Annotated in this window: 25 protein-coding genes and 1 pseudogene; 9 read left to right on the top strand and 17 right to left on the bottom strand. The window is 55.6% G+C overall.

Annotation, left to right across the window (positions count from 1 at the left end; translation table 11 throughout):
* Positions 1-45 precede the first annotated feature (45 nt).
* Complete coding sequence (locus EAE_RS17525; protein WP_015705141.1) at positions 46-1,449, bottom strand: CBM96 family carbohydrate-binding protein; 1,404 nt, start codon at positions 1,447-1,449, stop codon at positions 46-48.
* 80 nt (positions 1,450-1,529) lie between these two features.
* Positions 1,530-2,249 carry a purine nucleoside phosphorylase YfiH/LACC1 family protein gene (locus EAE_RS17520; RefSeq protein WP_015705140.1) on the bottom strand — a complete coding sequence of 240 codons (720 nt, stop codon included), beginning with the start codon at positions 2,247-2,249 and terminating at the stop codon, positions 1,530-1,532.
* A 136-nt stretch (positions 2,250-2,385) separates the two neighbouring features.
* Between EAE_RS17520 and EAE_RS17515 the strand changes: the two genes are divergently transcribed.
* The 3 genes from EAE_RS17515 to EAE_RS17505 are packed head-to-tail and all read left to right on the top strand — an operon-like array spanning position 2,386 to position 5,187.
* Entirely contained in the window at positions 2,386-3,444 is a 1,059-nt protein-coding gene (locus tag EAE_RS17515) for an ABC transporter substrate-binding protein (protein WP_015705139.1), read from the top strand.
* The gene (locus tag EAE_RS17510) at positions 3,434-4,441 is read left to right on the top strand and encodes a FecCD family ABC transporter permease (protein ID WP_015705138.1); all 1,008 of its coding nucleotides are present in this window, start codon (positions 3,434-3,436) and stop codon (positions 4,439-4,441) included. Before EAE_RS17515 ends, EAE_RS17510 begins: the two co-directional genes overlap by 11 nt.
* Entirely contained in the window at positions 4,438-5,187 is a 750-nt protein-coding gene (locus EAE_RS17505; RefSeq protein WP_015705137.1) for an ABC transporter ATP-binding protein, read from the top strand. The genes EAE_RS17510 and EAE_RS17505 overlap by 4 nt, the downstream gene beginning before the upstream one ends.
* Here the strand turns inward: EAE_RS17505 and EAE_RS17500 are convergent.
* The 4 genes from EAE_RS17500 to EAE_RS17485 form a co-directional block, all read right to left on the bottom strand.
* Positions 5,171-5,911, bottom strand: a complete 741-nt coding sequence (locus EAE_RS17500) for a substrate-binding domain-containing protein (protein WP_015705136.1) — start codon at positions 5,909-5,911, stop codon at positions 5,171-5,173. The genes EAE_RS17505 and EAE_RS17500 overlap by 17 nt on opposite strands.
* Before the next feature lie 58 nt (positions 5,912-5,969).
* Complete coding sequence (locus tag EAE_RS17495) at positions 5,970-6,806, bottom strand: shikimate dehydrogenase family protein (protein WP_015367002.1); 837 nt, start codon at positions 6,804-6,806, stop codon at positions 5,970-5,972.
* 15 nt (positions 6,807-6,821) lie between these two features.
* Positions 6,822-8,144 carry an MFS transporter gene (locus tag EAE_RS17490; RefSeq protein WP_015367003.1) on the bottom strand — a complete coding sequence of 441 codons (1,323 nt, stop codon included), beginning with the start codon at positions 8,142-8,144 and terminating at the stop codon, positions 6,822-6,824.
* 76 nt (positions 8,145-8,220) lie between these two features.
* A complete protein-coding gene (locus EAE_RS17485; protein ID WP_015705135.1) occupies positions 8,221-10,071 on the bottom strand; it encodes a bifunctional sugar phosphate isomerase/epimerase/4-hydroxyphenylpyruvate dioxygenase family protein in 1,851 nt (616 codons plus the stop codon).
* 127 nt (positions 10,072-10,198) lie between these two features.
* On the opposite strand from EAE_RS17485, the gene EAE_RS17480 reads away from it, so the two are divergent.
* Positions 10,199-10,837: a TetR family transcriptional regulator gene (locus EAE_RS17480; RefSeq protein WP_015367005.1), complete on the top strand. Its 639-nt coding sequence runs from the start codon at positions 10,199-10,201 to the stop codon at positions 10,835-10,837.
* A 26-nt stretch (positions 10,838-10,863) separates the two neighbouring features.
* Here the strand turns inward: EAE_RS17480 and fumD are convergent, their stop codons facing one another.
* Both fumD and EAE_RS17470 read right to left on the bottom strand, forming a co-directional pair.
* Positions 10,864-11,076 (bottom strand): fumarate hydratase FumD, encoded by a 213-nt coding sequence (gene fumD, locus EAE_RS17475; protein WP_015367006.1) that lies wholly within the window; start codon positions 11,074-11,076, stop codon positions 10,864-10,866.
* Between the two features lie 235 nt (positions 11,077-11,311).
* On the bottom strand, positions 11,312-11,443 hold the full coding sequence (locus EAE_RS17470; protein ID WP_164926772.1) for a hypothetical protein: 132 nt from the start codon (positions 11,441-11,443) through the stop codon (positions 11,312-11,314).
* On the opposite strand from EAE_RS17470, the pseudogene ynhH reads away from it, so the two are divergent.
* The 3 genes and pseudogenes from ynhH to EAE_RS17460 all read left to right on the top strand — a co-directional run.
* Positions 11,439-11,573, top strand: a pseudogene (ynhH, locus tag EAE_RS25600) (protein YnhH); the annotation flags it as partial. The gene EAE_RS17470 and the pseudogene ynhH sit on opposite strands and share 5 nt — an antisense overlap.
* Before the next feature lie 7 nt (positions 11,574-11,580).
* A complete protein-coding gene (pykF, locus tag EAE_RS17465; RefSeq protein ID WP_015705134.1) occupies positions 11,581-12,993 on the top strand; it encodes a pyruvate kinase PykF in 1,413 nt (470 codons plus the stop codon).
* A gap of 312 nt (positions 12,994-13,305) precedes the next feature.
* Positions 13,306-13,542: a major outer membrane lipoprotein gene (locus EAE_RS17460; RefSeq protein ID WP_002908860.1), complete on the top strand. Its 237-nt coding sequence runs from the start codon at positions 13,306-13,308 to the stop codon at positions 13,540-13,542.
* A 60-nt stretch (positions 13,543-13,602) separates the two neighbouring features.
* Here EAE_RS17460 and ldtE read toward each other — a convergent pair whose 3' ends face one another.
* From ldtE to EAE_RS17420, 8 genes are all read right to left on the bottom strand, one after another.
* Positions 13,603-14,589, bottom strand: a complete 987-nt coding sequence (gene ldtE / locus EAE_RS17455) for a L,D-transpeptidase LdtE (protein WP_015705133.1) — start codon at positions 14,587-14,589, stop codon at positions 13,603-13,605.
* A gap of 100 nt (positions 14,590-14,689) precedes the next feature.
* Positions 14,690-15,106 (bottom strand): cysteine desulfuration protein SufE, encoded by a 417-nt coding sequence (gene sufE, locus EAE_RS17450; RefSeq protein ID WP_015705132.1) that lies wholly within the window; start codon positions 15,104-15,106, stop codon positions 14,690-14,692.
* Between the two features lie 11 nt (positions 15,107-15,117).
* Entirely contained in the window at positions 15,118-16,338 is a 1,221-nt protein-coding gene (gene sufS / locus EAE_RS17445) for a cysteine desulfurase SufS (protein ID WP_015705131.1), read from the bottom strand.
* The gene (gene sufD, locus EAE_RS17440) at positions 16,335-17,606 is read right to left on the bottom strand and encodes a Fe-S cluster assembly protein SufD (protein ID WP_015705130.1); all 1,272 of its coding nucleotides are present in this window, start codon (positions 17,604-17,606) and stop codon (positions 16,335-16,337) included. The genes sufS and sufD overlap by 4 nt, the downstream gene beginning before the upstream one ends.
* On the bottom strand, positions 17,581-18,327 hold the full coding sequence (gene sufC, locus EAE_RS17435) for a Fe-S cluster assembly ATPase SufC (protein WP_015367012.1): 747 nt from the start codon (positions 18,325-18,327) through the stop codon (positions 17,581-17,583). Before sufC ends, sufD begins: the two co-directional genes overlap by 26 nt.
* A gap of 16 nt (positions 18,328-18,343) precedes the next feature.
* Positions 18,344-19,831, bottom strand: coding sequence for a Fe-S cluster assembly protein SufB (sufB, locus tag EAE_RS17430; RefSeq protein WP_015705129.1), 1,488 nt, complete (start codon positions 19,829-19,831; stop codon positions 18,344-18,346).
* Positions 19,832-19,833: 2 nt separating this feature from the next.
* Positions 19,834-20,211, bottom strand: coding sequence for a Fe-S cluster assembly scaffold SufA (gene sufA, locus EAE_RS17425; RefSeq protein WP_015705128.1), 378 nt, complete (start codon positions 20,209-20,211; stop codon positions 19,834-19,836).
* A gap of 364 nt (positions 20,212-20,575) precedes the next feature.
* Positions 20,576-21,373, bottom strand: coding sequence for an MBL fold metallo-hydrolase (locus EAE_RS17420; protein WP_015705127.1), 798 nt, complete (start codon positions 21,371-21,373; stop codon positions 20,576-20,578).
* Positions 21,374-21,551: 178 nt separating this feature from the next.
* On the opposite strand from EAE_RS17420, the gene EAE_RS17415 reads away from it, so the two are divergent.
* Positions 21,552-22,151, top strand: coding sequence for a hypothetical protein (locus EAE_RS17415; protein WP_046884213.1), 600 nt, complete (start codon positions 21,552-21,554; stop codon positions 22,149-22,151).
* Positions 22,152-22,647: 496 nt separating this feature from the next.
* Here the strand turns inward: EAE_RS17415 and EAE_RS17410 are convergent, their stop codons facing one another.
* Complete coding sequence (locus tag EAE_RS17410; protein ID WP_015367020.1) at positions 22,648-22,896, bottom strand: GlsB/YeaQ/YmgE family stress response membrane protein; 249 nt, start codon at positions 22,894-22,896, stop codon at positions 22,648-22,650.
* Positions 22,897-23,064: 168 nt separating this feature from the next.
* Here EAE_RS17410 and EAE_RS17405 point away from each other — a divergent pair, with 168 nt between their 5' ends.
* Positions 23,065-23,253, top strand: a complete 189-nt coding sequence (locus tag EAE_RS17405; RefSeq protein WP_015705124.1) for a YegP family protein — start codon at positions 23,065-23,067, stop codon at positions 23,251-23,253.
* Positions 23,254-23,271 lie beyond the last annotated feature (18 nt).

Genomic DNA, 23,271 nt, shown 5'->3' with positions numbered 1-23,271 from the left:
CCGGTGGCGACACGGCCACCGGGAATAGCTTACCTTTATTGGAAATTAAATTTCCGGGGTGGTTTTAAAGCCAACCAGCATCAGGATCGGCTGCTTCTGCGCCGCTGCGGCGTCAAACTGATAGTGGTTGCCCTGACGGTCGCCGCCGATGTACCAGGAGATCTCGGTTTTCCCTTCCGCCAGCGCCTTACGCACTGCTTTATCGATATCCACCATCCGATACTCACGAGATGAATTGAGATACAGTTGAGCATCAGAGTTGTAGCTGCAGGCCGGCCGATGCTTCCAGGTCACGCTCGCCGCGCTCCAGTCATTACTGGCCGGGTAGAAGAAGATCTGGTCCGCGCCGTTAGTTTCCACTTTGCCGCCGTACAGACGCAGGCGATATTTAAACAGCGACGCATCCTGATCTTTCGGCAGCGCCGGGATTTTAAACTTCACCAGGGTCAGGGTTTCCGGGTTGCTGGTACGGCCACCGTTCTTCCAGTTATCGGAAATCTGCAGCGCTCCAGGCGCCCCGAAGTTAACATTCGGCTGCGCGCTCTCGACCACCGCGTTTTCTTCCGCCAGCGAGAAGCTATAAGGCACGTTGGTCCCGCAATCCATGCCTTCATTCATACAGTGTTCGGTCATGAAGTGCGCGCCCTCGACCGTCCAGCCGTTCATGAAATCAGCATGGGCAGTATAGATGCTGCCCCACTTCTCTTCACGTTTATCGCCCTTCATAACCGGGTCCATCGACAGCTCAATTTTTGCCGTGTCCAGTGATTTAATCTGCGGCAGCACGTAGGCGATATTCATATTAACCGTCGGGATTTTTACCGGATAGTCGGCCGGGCAGGCGCCGTTGACATCATAGGCGGCGTTGCTGTGACCGTGGCTCGGCTTCAGGTTGACGCCATCCCAGCAGTTGGGGAACTGAATACCGATATTAAACTGCACCGCGTCGCCCGCTTTACGTAGGCCGCAAACCTCACCTGCCTTGTTGCTATAGCCTTTACCGTTGGCGCACAGGAAGGTTATCCGTGAGCTCGGCGCGGAGCCGTGGTGGTCGCCAGCCAGCAGCTCTAACCCCGACGGGAAAGGATGCAGCGGATACTGTTCGACTTTGGTCGCCTGGTAATAGGTTTTCTGATAAGCCGGAGTGACAATTTGTCCATCCGGCAACTTCATTGACGGCGCCCAATAGGCGGAACTATCGGCCTTGTTATCACAGGTGGTTTCCGGCTGCGCGCGCAGGGTTTGATAAGTTGAGACCGCGTCGGTGTGGGTATTGCCGAAGAAATCATGCCACATCGCCTGGTTTGGCATACCGAACATCATAATCGCGTCGTCGCCAAGAGTGTGGCTGTAACCGCATACCGCCTGGGCTTGCGGTCCTGCATGGGCGGAAAAAGCGCTGGCGGCCAGCAGCGGGGTCAGGGCCAGTACAACTGAGTTAGCTTTCATTTTACGATCCTCCTTGTTTGAAGGACCGTAGAGATAGCAAGCGTGCGCCAATGTTACACATCAGCAAACATCATTTTATCTCATTCGCGCATAATCCATGAATATTGGAAGGTTTTCGCCGCCGGAAAATGGGTGCGCCGACGGTAGGAGCCGAGCGCCTGCGGCGTGCAGTAGGTACAGCTTCCCAGCCATTCGGTATTTTCCACCGCCACCCCGGCCTGTTGCAGCACCCGCTGCGCCAGCGCGCGGAGATCGAACCACAGATTATCGTTCCCGGTCGCCTGCGCTTGCCCGGTTTCTGGCGGGGCGAGGCGCTGATGAAACAGCTCGTCATTGTACCGTTTTGCCAGCTTGCCCGCCGGCATGGTCAACAGCAACTGATAAAACTCGGCCGAAACCTCATAGCAGCAGGCGTGAATATGCGGCCCGCAGACCACCACAACATCTTCTATCGCCACCTGATGCTGGCGAAATAGCGCCAGGCTGTTTTCGATAATGCCGCTGGCCGCTCCTCGCCAGCCGGCATGCACGCTGCAAACATAGCGCCCATCCCGCGAGGCCATTAACAGCGGTAAACAGTCGGCGGTGACGACGCCGACCTTTTGCCCACGCAGAGCCGTAAATACAGCATCGGCATGCGGCCGCTCTGCCTGCGGCCCCTGATAATGATGAACAACATTGCCGTGCACCAGCTTAACCGGCGCCATTTCGCTGTACGGAAAAGCGGCGGTTTCGTGCACATCGAGAAAAGCGTAACGAATACCGGGGATATCACTTAATAAGCGGGATGGATAAGACATAACGGCGCATGAATGGATTGGTGGTGGATTTACCGTAGGTCAAAGCCGCTCGATACGCAAGATGTGGATGCTTTGTTCCCGGTATCGCTATATAATTTAATATATATCGCTTATTCTTATCCAACCGGGTTAATCCATGTCACCACACCGTTTACTTTTGGCGCTAACGTTGTTCAGCGCCAGCCTGTTCACCAGCCAGGCCTTTGCCGACCGCACCGTCACCGACCAACTGGGCCGCCAGGTTACGCTGCCGGACCACATCACCCGCGCGGTCGTCCTGCAGCACCAGACGCTAAATCTCCTGGTCCAGTTGAATGCCGGCGACGATATCGTCGGCGTGTTAAGCAGTTGGAAAAAACAGCTCGGGCCGCAGTTTGTCCGCTTTATGCCCGCTATTGAAAATCTGCCGACGCCGGGCGATTTAACTCAGGTCAATATCGAAAGCCTGCTGGCGCTGCATCCGCAGGTGGTGTTCGTCGCCAATTACGCGCCGCAGGCGATGATCCAGCAGATCCAAAACGCCGGGGTTCCGGTCGTCGCGATATCCCTGCGTCAGGACGCGGCGGGCGAGAAAAACAAAATGAACCCGACAATGGCCAATGAAGAGCAGGCCTATAACGACGGGCTTAAACAGGGGATCCGCCTGATTGGCGAAGTCGTCGAACGCCAAAACCAGGCCGAAGCGCTGATTGATTACACCTTTGCGGCGCGGGCAGAAGCTAACGCTCCGGTCGCCGGTATCCCTGACAGCCAGCGGGTGCGCGTGTATATGGCCAATCCAGATCTCAACACTTACGGCTCCGGCAAATATACCGGTCTGATGATGAAGCATGCCGGGGCGCTGAACGTTGCGGCCGCGACGGTTAAGGGTGCCCGTCAGGTCTCGGTGGAACAGGTTCTGCAGTGGAACCCTGAGGTGATCTTCGTCCAGGACCGCTATCCGCAGGTGGTCAAACAGATTGAAAACGACCCGCAATGGCAAGCGATAGACGCGGTGAAAAACCACCGGGTATGGCTGATGCCGGAATACGCCAAGGCCTGGGGCTACCCAATGCCGGAAGCGCTGGCGATAGGCGAACTGTGGATGGCGAAAAAGCTCTATCCTTCCCGCTACCGGAACGTCGATGTCGATGCGAAAGCGCAGGATTACTATCAACGCTTCTACCGCGTGAAATGGACGCCGAATGCGCAGTAACCTTCACTGGCCCCTGCTGCACGGCGGGCTAACGGCGGCGACGTTGTTTATCGCTATCGCTTCGCTATGCCTGGGGCAGTACCACCTCAGCCTGAATGAGGTCTTTCATGAGCTTACGCATGGCGCGCCCGATAGCGGCATCGCCGGGCAGATAGTCTGGTCAGTCAGGCTTCCCAGGGTAGCGATGGCGCTGTTGGCCGGCGGCTCGCTGGGGCTATGCGGCGCGACTTTACAAGGCGTATTCCACAACCCGCTGGTCGACCCGCATATCATCGGCGTGACCTCCGGCTCCGCCTTCGGCGGCACACTGGCGATCCTGCTGGGTTTTGACATCATATCGATGATGGGGTGTACCTTCTTCTTCGGCCTCGCCGCGCTGGCGTTGGTTTATCTGATTGCCAGGCTGCAAGGGCGTGAAAACACGCTAGCGCTGATCCTTTCCGGCATTATTCTCAGCGGTTTCTTTGCCGCGCTGGTCAGCCTGATGCAGTACCTTGCCGACACGGAAGAAACCCTGCCGAATATCGTTTTCTGGCTGCTCGGCAGCTTTGCCACCGCTAACTGGCATAAAGTGCTGTCCATGGCGCTGCCGGTCGCCGTCGCCGCCGCTATCCTGCTAAAGCTGCGCTGGCGTATCAACCTGCTGGCGCTGGATGATAAAGATGCGCGCGGTCTTGGCGTTTCGGTGACCACATTGCGCCGCGGAGTGTTGGTTTGCTGCGCGGTGCTGGTCGCCGCCCAGGTCGCGGTCAGCGGCAGCATCGCCTGGGTCGGGCTGGTGATTCCGCACCTGGCGCGACTGCTGGTTGGTGCCGATCACCGCCGACTGCTGCCAACGGCATTCTGGCTCGGCGGCGCGTTTATGGTGGTGGTGGACGACCTGGCGCGCACCTTAACCCAGGCGGAGATTCCGATTGGCATTATTACCGCCCTGCTCGGCGCGCCGCTGTTTACCCTTTTACTCATTCGGTCCCAACGCCGCGGAGTGGCCCAATGAACATTTCATTATCACTGGACACCCTGCGCTATGGCCATCGTCAGCCGCTCTTCTCCCCACTATCAATGCAGTGCCGTCACGGGCAAATCTGGGCGATACTGGGCGCCAATGGTCGCGGCAAAAGCACGCTACTGGATACCCTGACCGGCGTTCTGCCGCCGCTCGGCGGAAAGTTTAGCGTAGAAGGCGGCATCGCCATCGTGCCGCAGTCGTTTCGTCCGGCATTCGGCTGGCAGGTACGCGATGTAGTACTGATGGGGCGCGCCCGCCACGTCGATCTGTTCGCGCAGCCGGGGCCGGAAGATGAACGGGAGGTTCAACAGGCGCTGGCGCAGTTGGGGATCGCCGCGCTGGCCAATCGGCTTTTTCGCGCCCTGTCCGGCGGACAGCAGCAGTTGGCGCTCATTGCCCGCGCGCTGGTCAGTGAGAGTCAGAATATCCTGTTAGACGAACCCTGCTCAGCGCTGGATCTGGCCAATCAACAGATTGTGTTACAGCTGATTAGCGACCTTGCTCATCGGCAGAAGCGCACCGTGATGTTCACCACCCATGATCCGACTCACGCCCTGCAGGTCGCCAGCCATACCCTGCTGCTGTTGCCCGGCGGCGAATGGCTGGCGGGAGAGTCGTTCGCGGTGCTCAGCGAGACAAACCTGCGGCGCGCCTACGGGCTGCCGGTCCACAAAATCGACCATCCCGGTAGCGCGGTGCCGTTACTGGCGCCGCAGTTTACGATCCATCGTTAACGGCCAAAAAACCTGCCGCGCGCAGAAAATTCTGCCCTTCCTCAGCGGTGATAAAGCGCCGTAGCTGCCGCGCGGCGGCGCTCTCCTCAATTTCTGCCAGCTGATATTCGCAGCGAATATTCCACGGCTCGGGAATGAGTAACGTGCGAAACTGCGCGCTCTCCGTAATCTGAACCGCATAGTGGGCGTAGCCGATAAACAGATCGGCAAAGTCTTCGCCAATTAGCCATGCCCCTGCGGTAGCGCCCGACGGTACAGTGAGCGACGCCCGACCGCCGACCAGCTGTTGCGCCCGGGCCATCAACGTCCGTCCGAGGCCCGGATAGCTGGCCTCAAGACGGGCAAAAAGCTGCCAGGTGTAATCACCGGAAGGATCGCAGCCCGGCGTCGAGGTCGCCAGCCGCAGCCGAGAATCGTGCAGTAACGCCAGCCAGTCAGCGCGATCGGTATCAGGCGTGCGGCGCACGGTCAGCATCAGTCGGTTAGCGGCAAACGAACAGCATTTTATCGCAAGCCCGGCTTGCAGCAGCGCCTGAGGGTGTTCGGTATTCGCACAGGCGAACAGCGAGCAGCGTTCGCCGCCTTCAATGCGTTCGCGCAGCAGGCCGGCCGGGCCAAACTGCGCCTCGACCTGAATGCCGCTAAGCTGCTGAAATCGCGCCAGCAGCGGGAGGAAAGCGCTTTTCAGGCTTCCCGCCGCCAGCAGCGTCAATGAAGGGGTCATCACACGAATCGCTATAAAGATGAAAATATAGCGCCAGGATAACGCCTTTTTTGTTGATTCAGTAGCGAATTTCCGCCCGTTCGCGCAGCTGTTCCGGCGTCGCCACCGGCAGCTGGAAGAACTCGAGATAGGCCGGAATCATTTCGAACAGCATATCGGTACCGCGCTGAATCGGACACCCCAGCGCCTGCGCCGCCCGCAGTAGCGGAGTATATTCAACGCTCATCACCACTTCGCCGACCCAGGTACGCGGCGACAGGCGCGAAACGTCCAGCGGTAGCGGATCATCCGCTTTCATGCCCAGCGGCGTGGCGTTGACCACCAGATCCTGCGCGGCGGGATCGCGCTGCATCAGAACGATCTCCAGACGCGGATAGTGCTGATGCAGCCGCTGCGCCAGCGCCTCGGCGGCGGATAAAGAGGTATCGAACAGCGTCAAGGTACTAACCCCTGCGGCCGCCAGCGATGCGGCAATCGCCGAGCCGACGCCGCCGCAGCCGAACACCTGCGCCCGCGCCCCTTGTGGTTGAAAGCCCTTGCGCTTAATCCCCAGCACAAAGCCTTCGCCATCGAACATATCGCCGCGCAGGCTGCCGTCGGCTTCGCGGCGGATGGCATTGCAGGCGCCGGCGATTGCCGCCGTCGGGCTCAGTTGGTCTACCAGCCCGCAGGTAGCCATTTTATGCGGCATGGTGACCAGCGCGCCGACGATGTTAGTCATGGAAAACAGCGCTGGCACCAGCGCCGCGTAATCCTCCGGCTTCACCCCCATCGGCACCACTTTAACGTCCGCCTCGCAATGGGCCAGCCATGGGTTATAAATCATCGGCGCTTTAAAACTGGCGGTCGGATAACCAAGATGCGCTATCAGCCGCGTATGACCACTAATGATCATGCCCTACTCCTGTTGTTACTGCGAAAGTTCGATGCGTTTGACATCGCCAAGAATAAACAGATAGGCCACTACGCCAAGCAACGCCGCGCCGCCGATATAGACCAGCGCGTAGAAAAAACTACCGGAAGCGGCAACGATAAAACCGATAATCAGCGGCGTGAGGATCCCCGCCAGATTGGTGCAGAAATTAAAGATGCCGGCGGTTATCCCGCCCATCCCCTGCGGCGCGATATCGGAAATTAATGTCCAGCCTAGGCCGACCATTCCCTGGCCAAAGAAGGCAAATGACATCATCAGGATCACCGCCAGGTCGCTCGGCAGCCAGTTGGCGGAAATAATGCTGCTGGCCATCATCAGCCCGACGACGATAGGCAGCTTACGCGCCAGATTGGCCGAACCGGTGGCTTTCAGCAGCTTGTCGGAGAGCCAGCCGCCAAACAGCACGCCACCCGCCGCGGCGAGAAACGGCAAGATGGCGAAGAAGCCTACTTTCAACCACGCCATGTGGCGCTCGGTCGCCAGGTACGTTGGAAACCAGGTCAGAAAGAAGACCAGCACGGTATTACCGGCGAATTGACCGACGCTGGCGCCAATCACCTGTCGTTTTGCCAACAGCTGGCGCACCAGCGGCCAGCTAAAAGCGTTTTGCTGCTGCTGCGCGCTAGCCAGTCCGCCGCCACGAAGAATATGTTCGCGTTCACTGTCGCTCAGGCGGCTGTCCTGATGGGGTTCGCGGTAGCAACGCCACCAGACCAGCGCGAACAGGATGCCAACAACCCCGACGCTGATAAACAGCGCACGCCAGCCGAAGCTGCCCATAATCCAGAACAGCAGCGGCGAGAAACAGGCCAGCCCGAGATATTCACCGACGGTGTAGACCGCCGTGGCCTTCGCGCGCTCCTGCTGTGGAAACCAGGTACTCACTACCCTGCTGTTGACCGGAAAACAGGGCGCTTCACTGACGCCAAGCCCGAAGCGACACAGCAACAGCGTTTTCAAGCCAATCGCCATACCGTGAAATAAGGTGAACAGCGACCACAGCGCCAATGAGAGGAAATAGGTCACCTTATTGCCGAAACGATCGAGGAAAATACCGCCGGGGATTTGCGCCAGTGCGTAGGTCCAGGCAAAGGCCGAAAAGACAATTCCCATGATGGCGGCATCAATGCCGAGCTCGGCGGTCAGTTTCGGCGCGGCGATACCGAGCACCGTGCGGTCGAGATAGTTAATCATCGTGCCGACGGCCAGCAGCGCCAGGATCCCGATACGCCGCCGGGAGCGAGGCGCGGTGGTCGCGGTATCCGCCGCCGTCGCCTGGTTATGGCTATAAGAGTTCATAGTCGTTTCCTGTCTTGAGTACAGATGAATGTTGTTATTGTGTTTGCGATGTTGTGTTGTGAACCATTTGCTACGTTTAACTGTACTGCATCGCCGAAAGGCGGACGGCGGCATTTACCGCGCCGTACTGGGCGTAACCGTCGCGCCGTTCGGTCAATTCGAAGAAGAAACGCCCCGCCGCGAATGGACGGGTATAAAGATGGAGGAATTCGCCGCCGCGGGTATCACGGTCGTAGAGAATTTGCAGGCGTTGCAGCGTCTCTACCTGCGACTCTCCACCGAAGCGCGCCAGCAGATCCTCATAGTAATTCGCCGGGATCGGTAGCGCGTTCAGCGCGGCCTGCGGCAGATTTTCGAGCGTTGCGGGTAAATCGCGACAGGCAAAAGCGGCGTGCTGTAGCCCGGCGCCCTGATAACAGGCGACCGAACGCGCTATCTGCGTGGCTCGACTTTGCGAAATATTCAGCGCCAGACGGATATCGCCCTGCGGGCTATGAACCGCCAGGCTGCGCACCAGGCCGTATGGGTCGGGCAACGTCTGTTCGTGTTCGAGACTGAAGCCGAAAACCGTACGGAAAAAGATAATCCAGTTGTCGCGGCTATCGGCCTCCATGCCTAACGCCAGATGGTCAATACCGCAGTAGTCCTCGCGCGGCGCGTCTGCCTGCAAATGAAAATCGCGGGCGTAGATGTCGTCACCGGTTTCAACCAGGTAGATCAGGCTGCCATCCGGGGCGCAAACCGCCGGGATCGAACTCTCATTAGGACCGGCATCCCCCTGCCAGGTGGCATAACCGTAGGCGCGGGCGCGCTCCACAACCGGTGCGCTGTGGCTCACCCGCAGCGCCATTGCGCACAACGAGATGCCGTGGCGCTGATGAAAATGGTCGGCCCAGCTGTGCGGCTGCGCGTTAACAATCACCCGCGCCTCGCCATTACGCCAGAGTGCAACCTGCTTGGAACGATGCTTGCCCTGAAGCTTAAAGCCCAACTGCGTCAGGCGCTGGCCTAGCGCGGTAGACTCCGCCGGACTGGCGGCGAACTCAATAAACTCCAGGCCGTCATAGTGCGGTAGCGCAGGTGGCGAAAATAACGCCGCGTCGCTATCCGCAAGCTGCCGACGGGTCTGCTCTTCGAGCCACAGCAATGAACGGTAGCCATCTTTTGCCGTGGCGCCGTTGGGTGAGGCGCGAAAGCCGTCATTGAAAATCTCCAGCGACCAGGGGCCGCGATAGCCGCAGCGCGTCAGTTCACAGGCGAAATCCACCAGCGGCAGTTGCCCCTGGCCCGGGAAGCAGCGGAAATGACGGCTCCATTCGAGGACATCCATCTTCATCAACGGCGCGTCGGCCAGCTGCAGGAAGGTGATTTTCTCAACCGGCACCTCGGCAAGGCCTTGTAGATCATCACCGAGCGACAGAATATGGAAACTATCAAGAACGATGCCCATCGCCGGGCTGTTAACCCGCTGCACCCGTTCCCATGCCTGACGCCAGTGGTTAACGTGAGTACCCCACGCCAGCGCTTCGTAGCCAATGACAACCCCCTCCTGCTCGGCGAGATCGGCCAGCGCGCGCAGGTCGGCGACCTGCAGTTCGATATCGGCCGAACAGTCCGGCTGGACGTTGCTACAGAGCAGCATGGTGTCGCAACCCAGTTCATGCATCAGGGCGAATTTCCGCTTCGCCCGCTGTAGGTTAGCGGCAAACTGCGCGCGGCTGGCGCCCTCAAAATCGCGAAAGGGTTGAAAAAGGGTGATTTTTAGCCCTAATTCAGCGGCAAGGTTGCGAATATCGCGCGGCGTGCCCGTATAATAGAGCAGATCGTTTTCAAAGATTTCAACGCCCTGATAACCGGCCGCGGCGATAGCGTGCAGCTTTTCGGGTAAAGTACCGGATATCGAGACGGTAGCGATGGAACGCAACATAAGAGTCCTCGGGTCATCATTCGACATGAGCACTGACTATGTATCATTTGGTTCACAGGCGCCAGATTTGGTTGCTAAATTGTGATCATTATGTGTATTTTTTGTCTCCATAGAAAAAGGAGTCGTTATGTCCCTCGTTGCTCATGATGAAGCACAATCCCTGAAAGAGCGCATCTTTGCCGCCGCCATCACCGTGTTTGCCGAATATGGCCTCCCCGGCGCGCGTATGGAGCAGATCGCCATTGAGGCGCAAACCACCAAGCGCATGGTGGTCTACTACTTCAAGAGCAAAGAGCAGCTGTACCAGGCGGTACTGCAACATGTGTATGCGCGGATCCGTGAAACGGAACAACAGCTGGGGCTGGAGCACCTGCCACCGGTCGAGGCGCTGGTGCAATTGGTTAAATGGAGCGTGCGCTATCACGCCACTCACGCCGACTACATGCGAGTTATCTGTATGGAAAACATGCAGCGCGGCAAGTGGTTGAAGGGTTCCGGGGAGCTGAAACCGCTGAACCGTACCGCGCTGTCGATTATCGAAGATATTCTGCAACGCGGCCAGCAACAGGGGATTTTCCAGGCCGGTCTGCAGGCGCGCGACGTGCATCGGCTGATCAGTAGTTTTAGCTTCTATCAGGTATCGAATTTTTATACTTTTAGCAGCCTGTATCTCGACGATCCGCTGCCTGAAATCGACGACGAAGCAATGGTTTCACACCACTGCGAGATTGCGGTAAAAGCGGTGATTCGGTTCGTTATCTCTTAAGCATTACTTATATCGGGGCGCGGTGCTTAGTGCCCCGACAACGCGTGAATCACCCTTTCCATCGCCTCGCGGGTGAGCGCTGAACGTTCAATTTTGCTATTTGCCAGCGCGGTGCGTACGACACCGGCAATAACAATATGTTTCGGCTCCTGACCAAGATCGCGCATTTCCAATACCACCTTACCCACTACGCGGCACATTTCCTGATAGAGTTCGTCGTCTTTCGCTTTATTTCCCATTATTAAGACTCGTAAATTATCATTATCAATCAATTCATTATTGATACGATTTTATAATAAAGCAAACTGCGCTATTTTTTTTCACTCAATGAAGCGTTTTACTGCCTTTAATAGGTTTGTAAATGTGATAAAACGCCGTTTAATCTGATCCGCTGCGGCAAAAATGTGTTGCAGCTTCGCGAGCGAATCGTGTGAATTTTGTTACATTAATCACACTAAAAATGAAACACCGTTTTTATTTTCCTTTTTCGTTTCGCCAGCGTATAATGCGCCTCGATTCTTTCTTGAATGGTTTCAGCGCATTGGACTGCACAAAAAAACGTACAAAACATTGCCACTTTTCATGGGCTGAACCGCCAGCACACATTCTTCTGCACGCTCTTTTGTTGTCACCTATCCTTAGAGCGTGGCATTGCAACTTTCGTAACACAGGTTTGACTCCGCGGCAGTGCGCCCCCGGAGCGAGATTTCCATATCCTTCACAACTTAAAGACTAAGACTGTCATGAAAAAGACCAAAATTGTTTGCACCATCGGTCCGAAAACCGAATCCGAAGAGATGTTGACCAAAATGCTGGACGCGGGCATGAACGTCATGCGTCTGAACTTCTCTCACGGCGACTATGCGGAACACGGTCAGCGCATCCAGAACCTGCGCAATGTGATGAACAAAACCGGTAAGAAAGCCGCAATCCTGCTGGACACCAAAGGGCCGGAAATCCGCACCATCAAGCTGGAAGGCGGTAACGACGTCTCCCTGAAAGCGGGCCAGACCTTTACCTTTACCACTGACAAGTCCGTGGTCGGCAACAATGAAATCGTTGCGGTGACCTACGAAGGCTTCACCACCGATCTGAGCGTCGGCAACACCGTACTGGTCGACGATGGTCTGATCGGCATGGAAGTGACCGCGATCGAAGGTAACAAAGTTATCTGTAAAGTGCTGAACAACGGCGACCTCGGCGAGAACAAAGGCGTTAACCTGCCGGGCGTTTCTATCGCTCTGCCGGCGCTGGCTGAAAAAGACAAGCAGGACCTGATCTTCGGTTGTGAGCAAGGCGTTGATTTCGTAGCCGCTTCCTTTATCCGTAAGCGTTCTGACGTGGTTGAAATCCGCGAGCACCTGAAGGCGCACGGCGGCGAAAACATCCAGATCATCTCTAAAATCGAAAACCAGGAAGGCCTGAACAACTTCGACGAAATCCTCGAAGCATCCGACGGCATCATGGTTGCGCGTGGTGATATGGGCGTTGAAATCCCGGTTGAAGAAGTTATCTTCGCGCAGAAGATGATCATCGAAAAATGTATCCGCGCGCGCAAAGTCGTTATCACCGCGACCCAGATGCTGGATTCCATGATCAAAAACCCGCGCCCGACCCGCGCTGAAGCAGGCGACGTCGCTAACGCCATCCTCGACGGCACCGATGCCGTTATGCTGTCCGGCGAATCCGCGAAAGGTAAATACCCGCTGGAAGCCGTTACCATTATGGCGACCATCTGCGAGCGTACCGACCGCGTGATGACCAGCCGTCTGGATTACAACAACGACAACCGTAAACTGCGCATCACCGAAGCGGTTTGCCGCGGCGCAGTTGAAACCGCTGAGAAACTGGAAGCACCGCTGATCGTCGTCGCCACCCAGGGCGGTAAATCCGCACGTGCCGTGCGTAAATACTTCCCGGACGCCACTATCCTTGCGTTAACCACCAACGAAACCACCGCCCGTCAGTTAGTCCTGAGCAAAGGCGTAGTACCGCAGCTGGTGAAAGAGATCGCCTCTACTGATGATTTCTACCACCTGGGTAAAGAGCTGGCGCTGCAGAGCGGTCTGGCGCGTAAAGGCGACGTAGTTGTGATGGTTTCCGGCGCGCTGGTTCCAAGCGGCACCACTAACACAGCCTCCGTGCACGTGCTGTAATAATTTACAGGTTATTTTATCTTTTTTTAAAGCGCTCCAGTCGGGGCGCTTTTTTTTATTCATTCACTAGCTGTTCTTAATAAAAATGCAAATCGGATTTTACTATTTAATAAGAGATTATCTAAGATGAATCCGATGGAAGCCTTCTGTTTTCACAGCGCTTTTTAAACTAGATCTACGAATTCGATGCTTCTTTGAGCGAACGATCAAAAATAAGTGCATTCGGGTAAAAAAAATATTCTCATCCCAAAAAAGTTTGTGTAATACTTGTAACGCTACATGGAGATTAACTCAATCTAGAGGGTATTAATAATGAATCGTACTAAACTGGTACTGGGCGCGGTAATCCTGGGTTCTACTCTGCTGGCTGGTTGCTCCAGCAATGCTAAAATCGATCAGCTGTCTTCTGACGTTCAGACTCTGAACGCTAAAGTTGACCAGCTGAGCAACGACGTGAACGCAATGCGTTCTGACGTTCAGGCTGCTAAAGACGACGCAGCTCGCGCTAACCAGCGTCTGGACAACCAGGCTCACTCTTACCGTAAGTAAGAGTTCTGGTAATAAAAATGGCGCACATTGTGCGCCATTTTTTTTGCCTGTTGTTTTACCCTACTGCGTCAGTTTAGTGTCATTCTGCTGGCTATTCTGCGCTGACAGCTCGCTCGTCACGCTGCCCGCCCCTTCAGAAACCACCACCGGATAGCCCGCTCTTCGCGACAGCGCTTTTTTCAGCTGCAGGTCATCCACCGCTTTATCGTCAGAAAAGGCGTGAAACGCGGCAGGAAGCGTGTAAGAGATTGTCCGGGTATTTTCCCCTTCAGTTTGCGAAAGCGGCCTGTGGACCTCTACATAGCGTTTACCATCGGGTTCTACCGCGAACTTCACCGGCTGATTGATAATCCGTACCGGCGTGCCGGCGCGCACCTGGCTGAACAGCGCCTTGATGTCGTCAGCGTTCATTCGCATACAGCCGGAACTCACCCGTAGCCCGACGCTATCAGGCGCATTAGTGCCGTGGATCAGATACTCGCCGTTACCGTAGGCCAGTCGCAGCGCGTAGCGGCCTAATGGGTTATTGGGCCCGGCGGGGATCACCGGCGGCAGCTTAATGCCCTTCTCCAGCGAGCGCGCGCGAATACCGGCAGTCGGCGTCCAGGTCGGGTTAGGGATTTTCTGCCCGACACGGGTGGTCATCTCCGGCGTTTCCAGCCCCAACTGGCCAATGCCGAGCGGATAAACCTGCACCTGATTTTGCCCCGGCGGGAAATAGTACAGCCGCAGCTCGGCCAGGTTGACGACAATGCCTTCACGCGGGACATCCGGCAGCAGCATCTGCGATGGGATTAAGACCCGTGTGCCCGGCTTCGGCTGCACCGGCGCAATCGTATCGTTGGCTTCAAGAATCAGCATCGCCGCCGTGTCGAAGTGGCGGGCGATAGCCTGCAGGTTGCGATCCCCTTCCTGTACCGTCCAGTATTGGTTTTGGCCAATCAAACGGCTGTTGGCTGGGGGAAGCGGATAATCGACAGCCCAGGCGCCGTGCTGCGCGCTCAGAGCTGCGAGAAGGGTCATTGCGATGAGAGACGCGCGTTTCATACTGAGATTCCTTCTTTCGCTGATAAAACGCCAGGATCTGCGCGGCGACGAAAGCGTTCGCCTTCGTCGCACGTAACAGAATGAAATCTACCTGTTTATTCTAGCTGAGATTTGCGGCTTTCGCGCGAATTGCGCGGATCATCGCTTCAAGGCCCTGCGAGCGGGAGGGGGTAAGATGTTGGGTCAACGCCATTTTTTCAAACCACGGGCGTACATCGAATTCGCTAATATCCTGCGCGGTCATGCGGTCATAAAGGATGAATACTACCGCAATCAGCCCTTTGACGATGGCCGCATCGCTATCGCCGCGTAGGGTAATCACGCCGGATGGCTCCTGCTCCATCACGATCCACACCTGGCTTTGGCAGCCCTGAATAATATTCTGCGCGATGTGTTCTTCCGCGCTGAGCGGCGCCAGGCGCTGGCCGAGTTCAATGATGTAGAGATACTTCTCTTCCCAGTTAGCGCAGCGAGAAAAGTTGCGCAGCAATTTGTCTTTGTCTGGTAATGCCGCCATAGTCGCGTCCTTTAACCCAGTAATTTGTGGATCCGCTGCAGCCCGGCCACCAGCCGATCCACCTCTTCCATCGTATTGTACATCGCCAGCGACGCCCGGCACATCGCCGGAACCTGATAGAACGCCATCAGCGGCATCGCGCAATGGTGTCCGGTACGCACCGCAATACCGTAGTTATCGAGAAAACTGCCGACATCGTAGGCATGATGTTTCCCGAGGTTGAAAGCGATGACGCCCAAACGATGTTGCGGGCCGTAAAGCGTTAAATCCGGCACCTTTTTCAGCTCCTGCAAGGCATAGCGCATCAGCGTCTGCTCATATTCGCCGATCTGCTCAAGCCCAATCTCGCTGACGTAGTCCAACGCGGCGCCGAGGCCAATAATTCCACCGGTATTCGGCGTGCCAGCTTCAAAGCGCCACGGCGCTTTCGCCCAGGTGGTGCCCTCCCTCAGGCTGACGGTGGCAATCATCGACCCGCCGCCTTCCCACGGCGGCATCTCCTGTAACAACGATTCTTTGGCGTACAGCACGCCGATACCGGTCGGCCCGTACAGCTTATGCGCCGAGAAGACGTAAAAATCGCAATCCAGCGCCTGCACATCCACCGGGTGATGCATCACCGCCTGCGCGCCATCCACCAGCACCTTCGCGCCATGCTGATGCGCCAGCGGGATCAGCGCCGATAGCGGGTTTTCTGTCCCTAGTACGTTCGACACCTGGGTTATCGCCAGCAGCCGGGTGCGGTCGTCAAATAGACCGGGAATAACATCGAGTTGTAAAGTACCGTCCTGGTTGAGCGGGATCACTCTTAGCTCGGCGCCGACGCGGGCGCAGAGCATCTGCCACGGCACGATATTGGCGTGGTGTTCCATTTCGCTGACGATAATATTATCGCCAGTCCCGATGTTAGCCCCGCCCCAGCTATTGGCTACCAGATTGATGCCTTCGGTGGTACCTCGTACGAACACCAACTCTTCCGGCGAGCGGGCATTAAGAAAAGCGGCCGCCTGCTGGCGTACCTGCTCCATCCGCGCCGTCGCTTCGGCGCTCAGCGTGTGGATACCACGATGAACGGCAGCGTAACCATGGCGATAAAACTCGGCTTCGGCGTTAATCACCGCTTCCGGTTTCTGCGCGCTGGCGGCGCTATCGAGATAAACCAATGGTTGGCCGTTAACCTCGCGGCTCAACACCGGGAAATCGGCGCGCAGGCGTTCTACTGAAAATGTCATGCATCCCCTCCCGGCAGGCGCTTGCCAATGCGCGCCAACACCTGTTGTTTCAGCGCGTCATCGCTAATGGCTTCAGTAAGTTCGGCGGCGAAGGCGTAAAGGATCATCTGCTGCGCCGCCTGTTGGTCGATACCGCGCGAGCGCAGATAGAACAGCTGTTCGTCATCAATACGACCGACGGTGGCGCCGTGGCTGCATTTGACGTCGTCGGCGTAAATTTCCAGCTGCGGTTTGGTATCGACTTCCGCCAGCCTTCCCAACAACAGATTGTTATTGGTCATCTGACCATCGGTTTTCAGCGCGTGTTTCGCGACGTTAATCAGGCCATTAAATACCGCCCGCCCCTTATCGCTGACGATGGTTTTGTGTAGTTGACGGCTGTTGCAGTAGCCAACGCGGTGATCGAGCCAGGTACGGCTGTCGCAGACCTCGTTTTTCACCGGCATCGCCAGCGAGTTAATGCGCAGATTGCTGTTTTCACCGGCCAGACGGGTACTGGTATGGTGTCGTAACACCGCGCCGCCCAGCAGGAAGCTGCTGCTGAATGCCGAAGCATCGCGGCCAAGCAGCAGATCGTTATGGGCGAAGTGGTAGCTTTGCCCATTTTCAAACGCCAGCTTGATATGCTGCAGATGGGCGTTATCCGCCACTGCCATGGTCAGGCGTCCGCCGGTGAAATGCCGCTGCTCATCAAGGCTAATATAGTGCTCGATGATGGTCGCCTGCGCCCCGCTCTCCAGCGCCAGATGATGGCGATAGTGAGCGGTATTAAGCTCGTCGCCGGCCAGTCCGCTGGTAATATGCATCAGCAGCAGCGGTTTCTCCGGGCGCTGATTGCGCTTCACATCGATGCGGGTTACCGTCTGCGCCAGACTTTCGGTGAGATGAAGAAACACTTCCGGCTGTACCGCATCCGGCAGATGCTGGCGCTGGTTATCAACGCTAACGTCAAAACCGCTAGCGGTGAGATCGTCGCTGAGCGCCGGGCTGAAGCGGCCATCAACAAACACCATCCGCCAGGCGTCGAGGTTGAGCGCCAGCGCGTCGCGCTGCGCCACGCTGAGTGTAGCCGGCGTCGCAACAAACGTGCCGCTTAGCAGCGCGTCCAGCGGTGTATATTTCCAGTTTTCATGTTTGCGCGTCGGCAACCCCAGGCGCAACAGCTGTTGCAAATGCTGATTGGCCTGCGGCGTGCGTTCTTCGCCCTGTGCTTCAAACAGATGATGCCACTGCTGCAGCGCGTTACTGCTGTTCGGTAAGCCAGCCATAGCCCTGCTCCTCCAGTTGTTTAACCAGAGTGAAATCGCCCGACTTGACGATTCGCCCCTGATACAGCACGTGGACATAATCCGGTTTGATGTAATCAAGGATACGCTGATAGTGGGTGACGATAATAAAGGCGCGTTTGCCGTCACGCAGTGAGTTAACCCCCTCCGAGACAATCTTCAGGGCATCAATATCCAGCCCGGAATCCGATTCATCGAGGATACACAGCTCGGGCTCAAGCACCGCCATTTGCAGAATATCGTTGCGTTTTTTCTCGCCGCCGGAGAAACCAACGTTCACCGAACGAGTTAGCAGATCTTCCGGCATCTTCAGCAGTTTGATTTTCTCTTCCATTAAATCCTGGAAATCGAAACGATCCAGCGCCTCCAGGCCGCGATAGGCGCGTACGGCGTTGAGCGCGGTTTGCAGGAAAAACTGATTACTGACGCCTGGAATTTCCACCGGATACTGAAAAGCCATAAAAATGCCCTCCCCGGCGCGATCCTCCGGGGCGAGTTCGAGCAGGTCTTTGCCCTTAAACTCGACGCTGCCGCCGGTGACTTCGTAATCCTCCCGTCCGGCGAGGGTAGCCGAGAGCGTACTTTTCCCTGAGCCGTTAGGGCCCATGATCGCGTGGACTTCGCCGGGGCGCACCTCAAGGTTCAGCCCGCGCAGGATCTCTTTGTCTTCTACGGCGACTTGCAAATCTTTAATACTTAACATCTTTTTTCCTTAATTATCAGCCGACGCTATGTTCAAGGCTAATAGCCAGCAATTTTTGCGCTTCGACGGCGAACTCCAGCGGCAATTCTGAGAACACGTCTTTACAGAATCCATTGACGATCATTGAGATCGCATCATCTTCGCTAATACCCCGCTGCAGGCAGTAAAACAGCTGATCTTCGCCAATCCGCGAGGTGGTGGCTTCGTGTTCCAGCTGAGCGCTGTTATTGCGGCATTCGACGTACGGGAAGGTATGCGCTCCGCAGTCCGGGCCGATCAGCATCGAATCGCACTGGGTGAAGTTCCGGGCGTTCGTCGCGGTCGGCATAATTTTGACCAGCCCGCGATAGCTATTCTGGCTGTGGCCGGCGGAGATCCCTTTCGAGATAATGGTCGAACGGGTGTTCTTGCCGATATGAATCATTTTGGTCCCGGTATCCGCCTGCTGATGGCCGCTGGTCAGCGCCACCGAGAAGAATTCGCCGATCGAGTTATCGCCGCGCAGAATGCAGCTCGGGTATTTCCAGGTAATGGCCGAGCCGGTTTCCGACTGGGTCCACGACATCTTGCTGTTTTCGCCTTCGCACAGCGCGCGCTTGGTGACGAAGTTAAGGATGCCGCCGGTATTGTTGTCGCCGGGGAACCAGTTCTGCACGGTGGAGTACTTCACTTCCGCATCTTTATGAATGATGACTTCAACCACCGCCGCATGCAGCTGATAGCTGTCGCGTACCGGCGCCGAGCAGCCTTCGATATAGCTCACGTAGCTACCCTCGTCGGCGACCAGAATCGTACGTTCAAACTGGCCGGTTTTCTCGGCGTTGATGCGGAAATAGGTCGACAGCTCCATCGGACAGCGCACGCCTTTCGGCACGTAGATAAAGGTGCCATCGGAAGCAACCGCGGCGTTCAGCGCAGCGAAGAAGTTGTCGTTGCCCGGCACTACGGTACCGAGATACTTTTTCACCAGTTCCGGATGATCGTGAATCGCTTCGCCAAAGGAGCAGAAGATGATCCCCTGCTCCGCCAGCTTCTCGCGATAGGTGGTTGCTACCGATACCGAGTCGAAAATGGCGTCCACCGCGACTTCTTTGCCTTCGCGTACCGGTACCCCGAGCAGGTTAAAAGCTTCCTCGACTTCATTTGTCAGGAAGGTGTTTGCCCCGGTCTGTTGCACCGCGCCGGGCTCCGAGGCGCAGGTCTCGTCGCAGTTGCCGCAGGATGGCGCCGAGTAGTAGCTGTAATCCTGATAATTAAGCTTATCGTAATGCGCTTTCAGCCAGTGCGGCTCCTCCATCTCCTGCCAGGCCTTAAAGGCGTTGAGACGAAATTCGAGCATCCACTCCGGTTCATTACGGCGAGCGGAAATCGCGCGTACCACCTCTTCATTAATGCCTTTGGCCAGCTCATCGGTTTGTAGCTGGGTAAAAAAGCCTTCTTTATAGTTGAGCGGGCCGCCGGTCCAGCTTTTGACATCGTCAGTTGCTTCAGTATTTCGAGACATAGTTACTCCGCCTGAACCCCGAAGCTTTCGCCGCAGCCGCATTCGTGCTGCGCTTTCGGGTTATGAAACTTGAATATTTCATTTAAGCCTTCGCGAACATAATCCAGTTCGGTACCGTCAATGAACGGCATCGCCTGCAGCGGCGCAAACAGCTTCGCACCGTCGCGTTCAAACAGCAGATCGTCGTCCGCCGGCTCGGCAATCATTTCCAGCACGTAGCCAAAACCGGCGCAGCCGCTGGTTTTAATCCCCAGGCGCAGTCCCTGTTTGTCCGGCTGTTTGCGCATCAGATCGCGAATATGGGCCGCCGCAGCGGGGGTCATCGTTAGCCCCTGCCAGTTGAAATCGTCAGGATTAAAGGTGTTTGTTTGTAGTTCCATCGCTCTACCTCATCGAGTGCCGCCATCGGGCCATACCCTCATGTTAGTGATAATGATTATCACTTCAACCCTGCCGGAGCAGGGGTATTCGGCCATTTCGCCCGTTTCTGCGCTTTTCTATAAGCATAGACCCTGGTGAAGGGGTTATCAGGAAGCAATCCTTATATTTAATAGATTGATAAATAATAAGTTATTGAGAATAAGAGCGCAGGCGAAGCGGCAATGGAAAAGATGCATCGAAAATACCGATTTATGCGATAGAGACCGGAAATGGCACTTTTCGTCAGGGTGAAAACGCCTAAGATGAGTACAGAAAGGCAAGAAAGCAGCCATGAAGACGATATGCGCAAACAGAGAGTTATATTTACTTAGTCAAACAAGCAACATACTTTTCCCCGCTGCGACGGACGATCTCCCCGGCGTTATTCAGAATCTCCCGCCCCTCAAACGCGCCGTAGATTTGGCTGAATTTCACGTCCGCCAGCCGATGAATGATATCCGTGACCGTTGATGCCGGCAGCGGTAGCATATTGGGATAGCTCCACATGAAAGAAACGGCGTTTGCTCCGGGCGCCACCTGGACAATATCGCCGGATAATAGGAGGCCGTCGCCCTGCGCCCAGTGCAGGACGCAGCCACCAGCAAAATGCCCACCCAGGCGAATCAGACTGGCATCGGCCGTCAGTTGCAGGCTATCGCCCTCCCAAAAGGTAATCCACGGGCTGTCTCGCATGACCCACTGGCGGTCATCCCCATGCAAATAGATTGGCGCCTTGAACTCCGCCGCCCAATCCTGCATACAACTGTAGTAATGCGGATGTGAGATAGCGATGGCTTTCAGCCCACCCAGCGCGGAAACCAGCGTTTTTGTCGCCTCGTCGAGGTTGGCGATGCAGTCCCATAGAATATTGCCCTGCGGCGTACGCAGCAGAAATGCCCGCTGATTAATGGCAAAGCCAGGAATAGTGCGAATGCTAAAAAGCGCGCTGTTATGCTGTTGCCACTTATTGCTGTGCGATGCGGTGAGCTTATTTAATGCAATCCACTGCTGGCCGCCCACCGGAATAAATTGCCGCTCGTCTTCGCATATCGGGCAATGTTGCGGAGGGTTTTCGCTAAATTCATATGAGGTACCACAAGCTTTGCATAGCGTAATCGTCATCTCTTTCTCTCTATTCCAGCATCCGATAACAAGCATGGCACAGCTTATTTTAGCGGTGTGGCAGATTGTGCAGAGCGCAAAAACCTACCTGCTTTGGTAGCGTTCTGTGTTTTTTATCGTTTGTCATAACGGGCATAATCAACCGGCACCAGTAGATGAACGATCGCCGGGGAAAAGGATGCGCAAATTTACAGCACTAATATTAATGGGGTTACTTACCGGCTGCTCGGTTAACGCGCCGCAAAGCGCGCAATACAATGCCGAGTACTCCCAGCGCCAGGATATACGCACGCAGAACGTATATCGATTTAAGATCAAACCGCTGCAACCCAGCGGCGGAAAATATTGGGGTGCGGATAATTTAACGCAGGTTTTTTACGTCAGTGATAAAAATGCCGCAGCCATTGAATTACGTTTCAATTTCCCCACCGCCACGCTGCAGGCTTCATCGTTAGACGAGCAAGGGAAAGTAGTAAGTACTCAAACGTTCGCCTTGTTAGCCGAATCCGCGACGCCGCCATCGGGTTCGGACACGAAGTATTTATATCTGACGAAAAGTGGCGAGTTACTTAGCAAATGGAAAAACTGTACTCCGGATATGAGCGTGGGTTGTAGTTGGGGGGGACATCAAATATTTATCACCCACAGCGCCGATCTGGCAGTGCAGTATGCAACCGGTGGCGCGGGTTTAGCTTTTCTGCTGATTCCATTTTACAATTCCGAAGCCCGGCTACAGATTTTCGCCAAAGCGCCAATCGGCGCAGCTGGCGACGAATAGAACGATTCAATTTTGTGATGCGATCGGTTAATTCTTAAAAACAGGGTTGGTTTAGGCAGCGTTTACTCATGTACAATTCGCGTCGTTTGTAAATGTTTACCGATGCAAAGTCGGATTATGGTTTACGGGAGCGAGTGTCGTACAGGATGATTGATATCAGTATTATGTCGATGTGCATGGTAGTGCTGCTGGTGATGAGCGTGTTGCTGGAGTAACCCTCCCCCTACTGTTTTTGTCAGCTTATGTAACCCCGGAATTAAACATAAAATTACCTCGCTGCTTCTCCAGCCGGGAAGCAGTCAGGCTGCGCCTTACCATCCTGCAAAACGGAGTTTACGCCCTTTGTCAGGAGGCAGCCGAAAAAATTTGCCAAAATGGGTTCGCCCGCGGGTATCCAGCGGGCTTTTTTTTGTTTACGAGCGTCTGTCGCGGGCATAAAAAAACCGCCGTGGTGAACGGCGGTTTACTGTTTCAGAGTGAATATGCGCTCGGCGTATTAACTCTTCACTTTACGGTAGATAAACAGCACAACGATTGCGCCAATCACCGCCACAACAAAGCTGCCGAAGTTAAAACCGTCAACCTTGCCAAAGCCGAATAACGTACTGATCCAGCCACCGACTACCGCACCGATAATACCGAGGATCACGGTGACAATAAACCCACCGCCGTCTTTGCCCGGCATAATCCACTTAGCCAAAATACCAGCGATCAGACCAAAAATGATCCAGGAAATGATACCCATGGTTAACTCCATCCTCTTTGTTACCGTGAAAGTATTTCGTAATTAAAATAGTAGCATAATTACAACGAATGATTTAACAAATATATATTTATTAGATGATTGCTTGCCGTTTCGCTAGCCCTGGTCTACAGATTATTCAGTGCTCGTTAATAACGAAAGGGGTGAAGAATGGGGTATTACGTACTGAAAAAGTCTGATAAGAGCGTCCCACAGCCGTGGTATTTTCTGCTGAAGGCGGACAACCATGAGACCATCGCCACCAGTGAGATGTACTCATCGAAAGATGCGGCCAAAAAGGGCATCGCCTCGGTACAGAAAAACGGTGTCAGCGAGGTCATTAAGGACGAAACGCAATAAACAAGAAGGGGATGCAAG

Source organism: Klebsiella aerogenes KCTC 2190 (genome assembly GCF_000215745.1).
Classification (GTDB): domain Bacteria; phylum Pseudomonadota; class Gammaproteobacteria; order Enterobacterales; family Enterobacteriaceae; genus Klebsiella; species Klebsiella aerogenes.
The sequence above is the reverse complement of the archived record's forward strand: the minus strand, read 5'-3'. Positions and strand labels throughout refer to the sequence as shown.

What these genes read in the sequence shown, in the direction of transcription:
- EAE_RS17415 (WP_046884213.1), top strand. Translation starts at nt 21,552, where the DNA reads ATGCGCAAATTTACAGCACTAATATTAATGGGGTTACTTACCGGCTGC.
- ldtE (WP_015705133.1), bottom strand. Translation starts at nt 14,589, where the DNA reads ATGAAACGCGCGTCTCTCATCGCAATGACCCTTCTCGCAGCTCTGAGC.
- pykF (WP_015705134.1), top strand. Translation starts at nt 11,581, where the DNA reads ATGAAAAAGACCAAAATTGTTTGCACCATCGGTCCGAAAACCGAATCC.
- sufS (WP_015705131.1), bottom strand. Translation starts at nt 16,338, where the DNA reads ATGACATTTTCAGTAGAACGCCTGCGCGCCGATTTCCCGGTGTTGAGC.
- EAE_RS17520 (WP_015705140.1), bottom strand. Translation starts at nt 2,249, where the DNA reads ATGTCTTATCCATCCCGCTTATTAAGTGATATCCCCGGTATTCGTTAC.
- EAE_RS17470 (WP_164926772.1), bottom strand. Translation starts at nt 11,443, where the DNA reads ATGTGTGCTGGCGGTTCAGCCCATGAAAAGTGGCAATGTTTTGTACGT.
- EAE_RS17505 (WP_015705137.1), top strand. Translation starts at nt 4,438, where the DNA reads ATGAACATTTCATTATCACTGGACACCCTGCGCTATGGCCATCGTCAG.
- sufB (WP_015705129.1), bottom strand. Translation starts at nt 19,831, where the DNA reads ATGTCTCGAAATACTGAAGCAACTGACGATGTCAAAAGCTGGACCGGC.
- EAE_RS17510 (WP_015705138.1), top strand. Translation starts at nt 3,434, where the DNA reads ATGCGCAGTAACCTTCACTGGCCCCTGCTGCACGGCGGGCTAACGGCG.
- fumD (WP_015367006.1), bottom strand. Translation starts at nt 11,076, where the DNA reads ATGGGAAATAAAGCGAAAGACGACGAACTCTATCAGGAAATGTGCCGC.
- sufA (WP_015705128.1), bottom strand. Translation starts at nt 20,211, where the DNA reads ATGGAACTACAAACAAACACCTTTAATCCTGACGATTTCAACTGGCAG.
- EAE_RS17525 (WP_015705141.1), bottom strand. Translation starts at nt 1,449, where the DNA reads ATGAAAGCTAACTCAGTTGTACTGGCCCTGACCCCGCTGCTGGCCGCC.
- EAE_RS17460 (WP_002908860.1), top strand. Translation starts at nt 13,306, where the DNA reads ATGAATCGTACTAAACTGGTACTGGGCGCGGTAATCCTGGGTTCTACT.
- EAE_RS17405 (WP_015705124.1), top strand. Translation starts at nt 23,065, where the DNA reads ATGGGGTATTACGTACTGAAAAAGTCTGATAAGAGCGTCCCACAGCCG.
- sufC (WP_015367012.1), bottom strand. Translation starts at nt 18,327, where the DNA reads ATGTTAAGTATTAAAGATTTGCAAGTCGCCGTAGAAGACAAAGAGATC.
- EAE_RS17515 (WP_015705139.1), top strand. Translation starts at nt 2,386, where the DNA reads ATGTCACCACACCGTTTACTTTTGGCGCTAACGTTGTTCAGCGCCAGC.
- EAE_RS17490 (WP_015367003.1), bottom strand. Translation starts at nt 8,144, where the DNA reads ATGAACTCTTATAGCCATAACCAGGCGACGGCGGCGGATACCGCGACC.
- EAE_RS17480 (WP_015367005.1), top strand. Translation starts at nt 10,199, where the DNA reads ATGTCCCTCGTTGCTCATGATGAAGCACAATCCCTGAAAGAGCGCATC.
- EAE_RS17495 (WP_015367002.1), bottom strand. Translation starts at nt 6,806, where the DNA reads ATGATCATTAGTGGTCATACGCGGCTGATAGCGCATCTTGGTTATCCG.
- sufD (WP_015705130.1), bottom strand. Translation starts at nt 17,606, where the DNA reads ATGGCTGGCTTACCGAACAGCAGTAACGCGCTGCAGCAGTGGCATCAT.
- EAE_RS17420 (WP_015705127.1), bottom strand. Translation starts at nt 21,373, where the DNA reads ATGACGATTACGCTATGCAAAGCTTGTGGTACCTCATATGAATTTAGC.
- EAE_RS17500 (WP_015705136.1), bottom strand. Translation starts at nt 5,911, where the DNA reads ATGACCCCTTCATTGACGCTGCTGGCGGCGGGAAGCCTGAAAAGCGCT.
- EAE_RS17485 (WP_015705135.1), bottom strand. Translation starts at nt 10,071, where the DNA reads ATGTTGCGTTCCATCGCTACCGTCTCGATATCCGGTACTTTACCCGAA.
- EAE_RS17410 (WP_015367020.1), bottom strand. Translation starts at nt 22,896, where the DNA reads ATGGGTATCATTTCCTGGATCATTTTTGGTCTGATCGCTGGTATTTTG.
- sufE (WP_015705132.1), bottom strand. Translation starts at nt 15,106, where the DNA reads ATGGCGGCATTACCAGACAAAGACAAATTGCTGCGCAACTTTTCTCGC.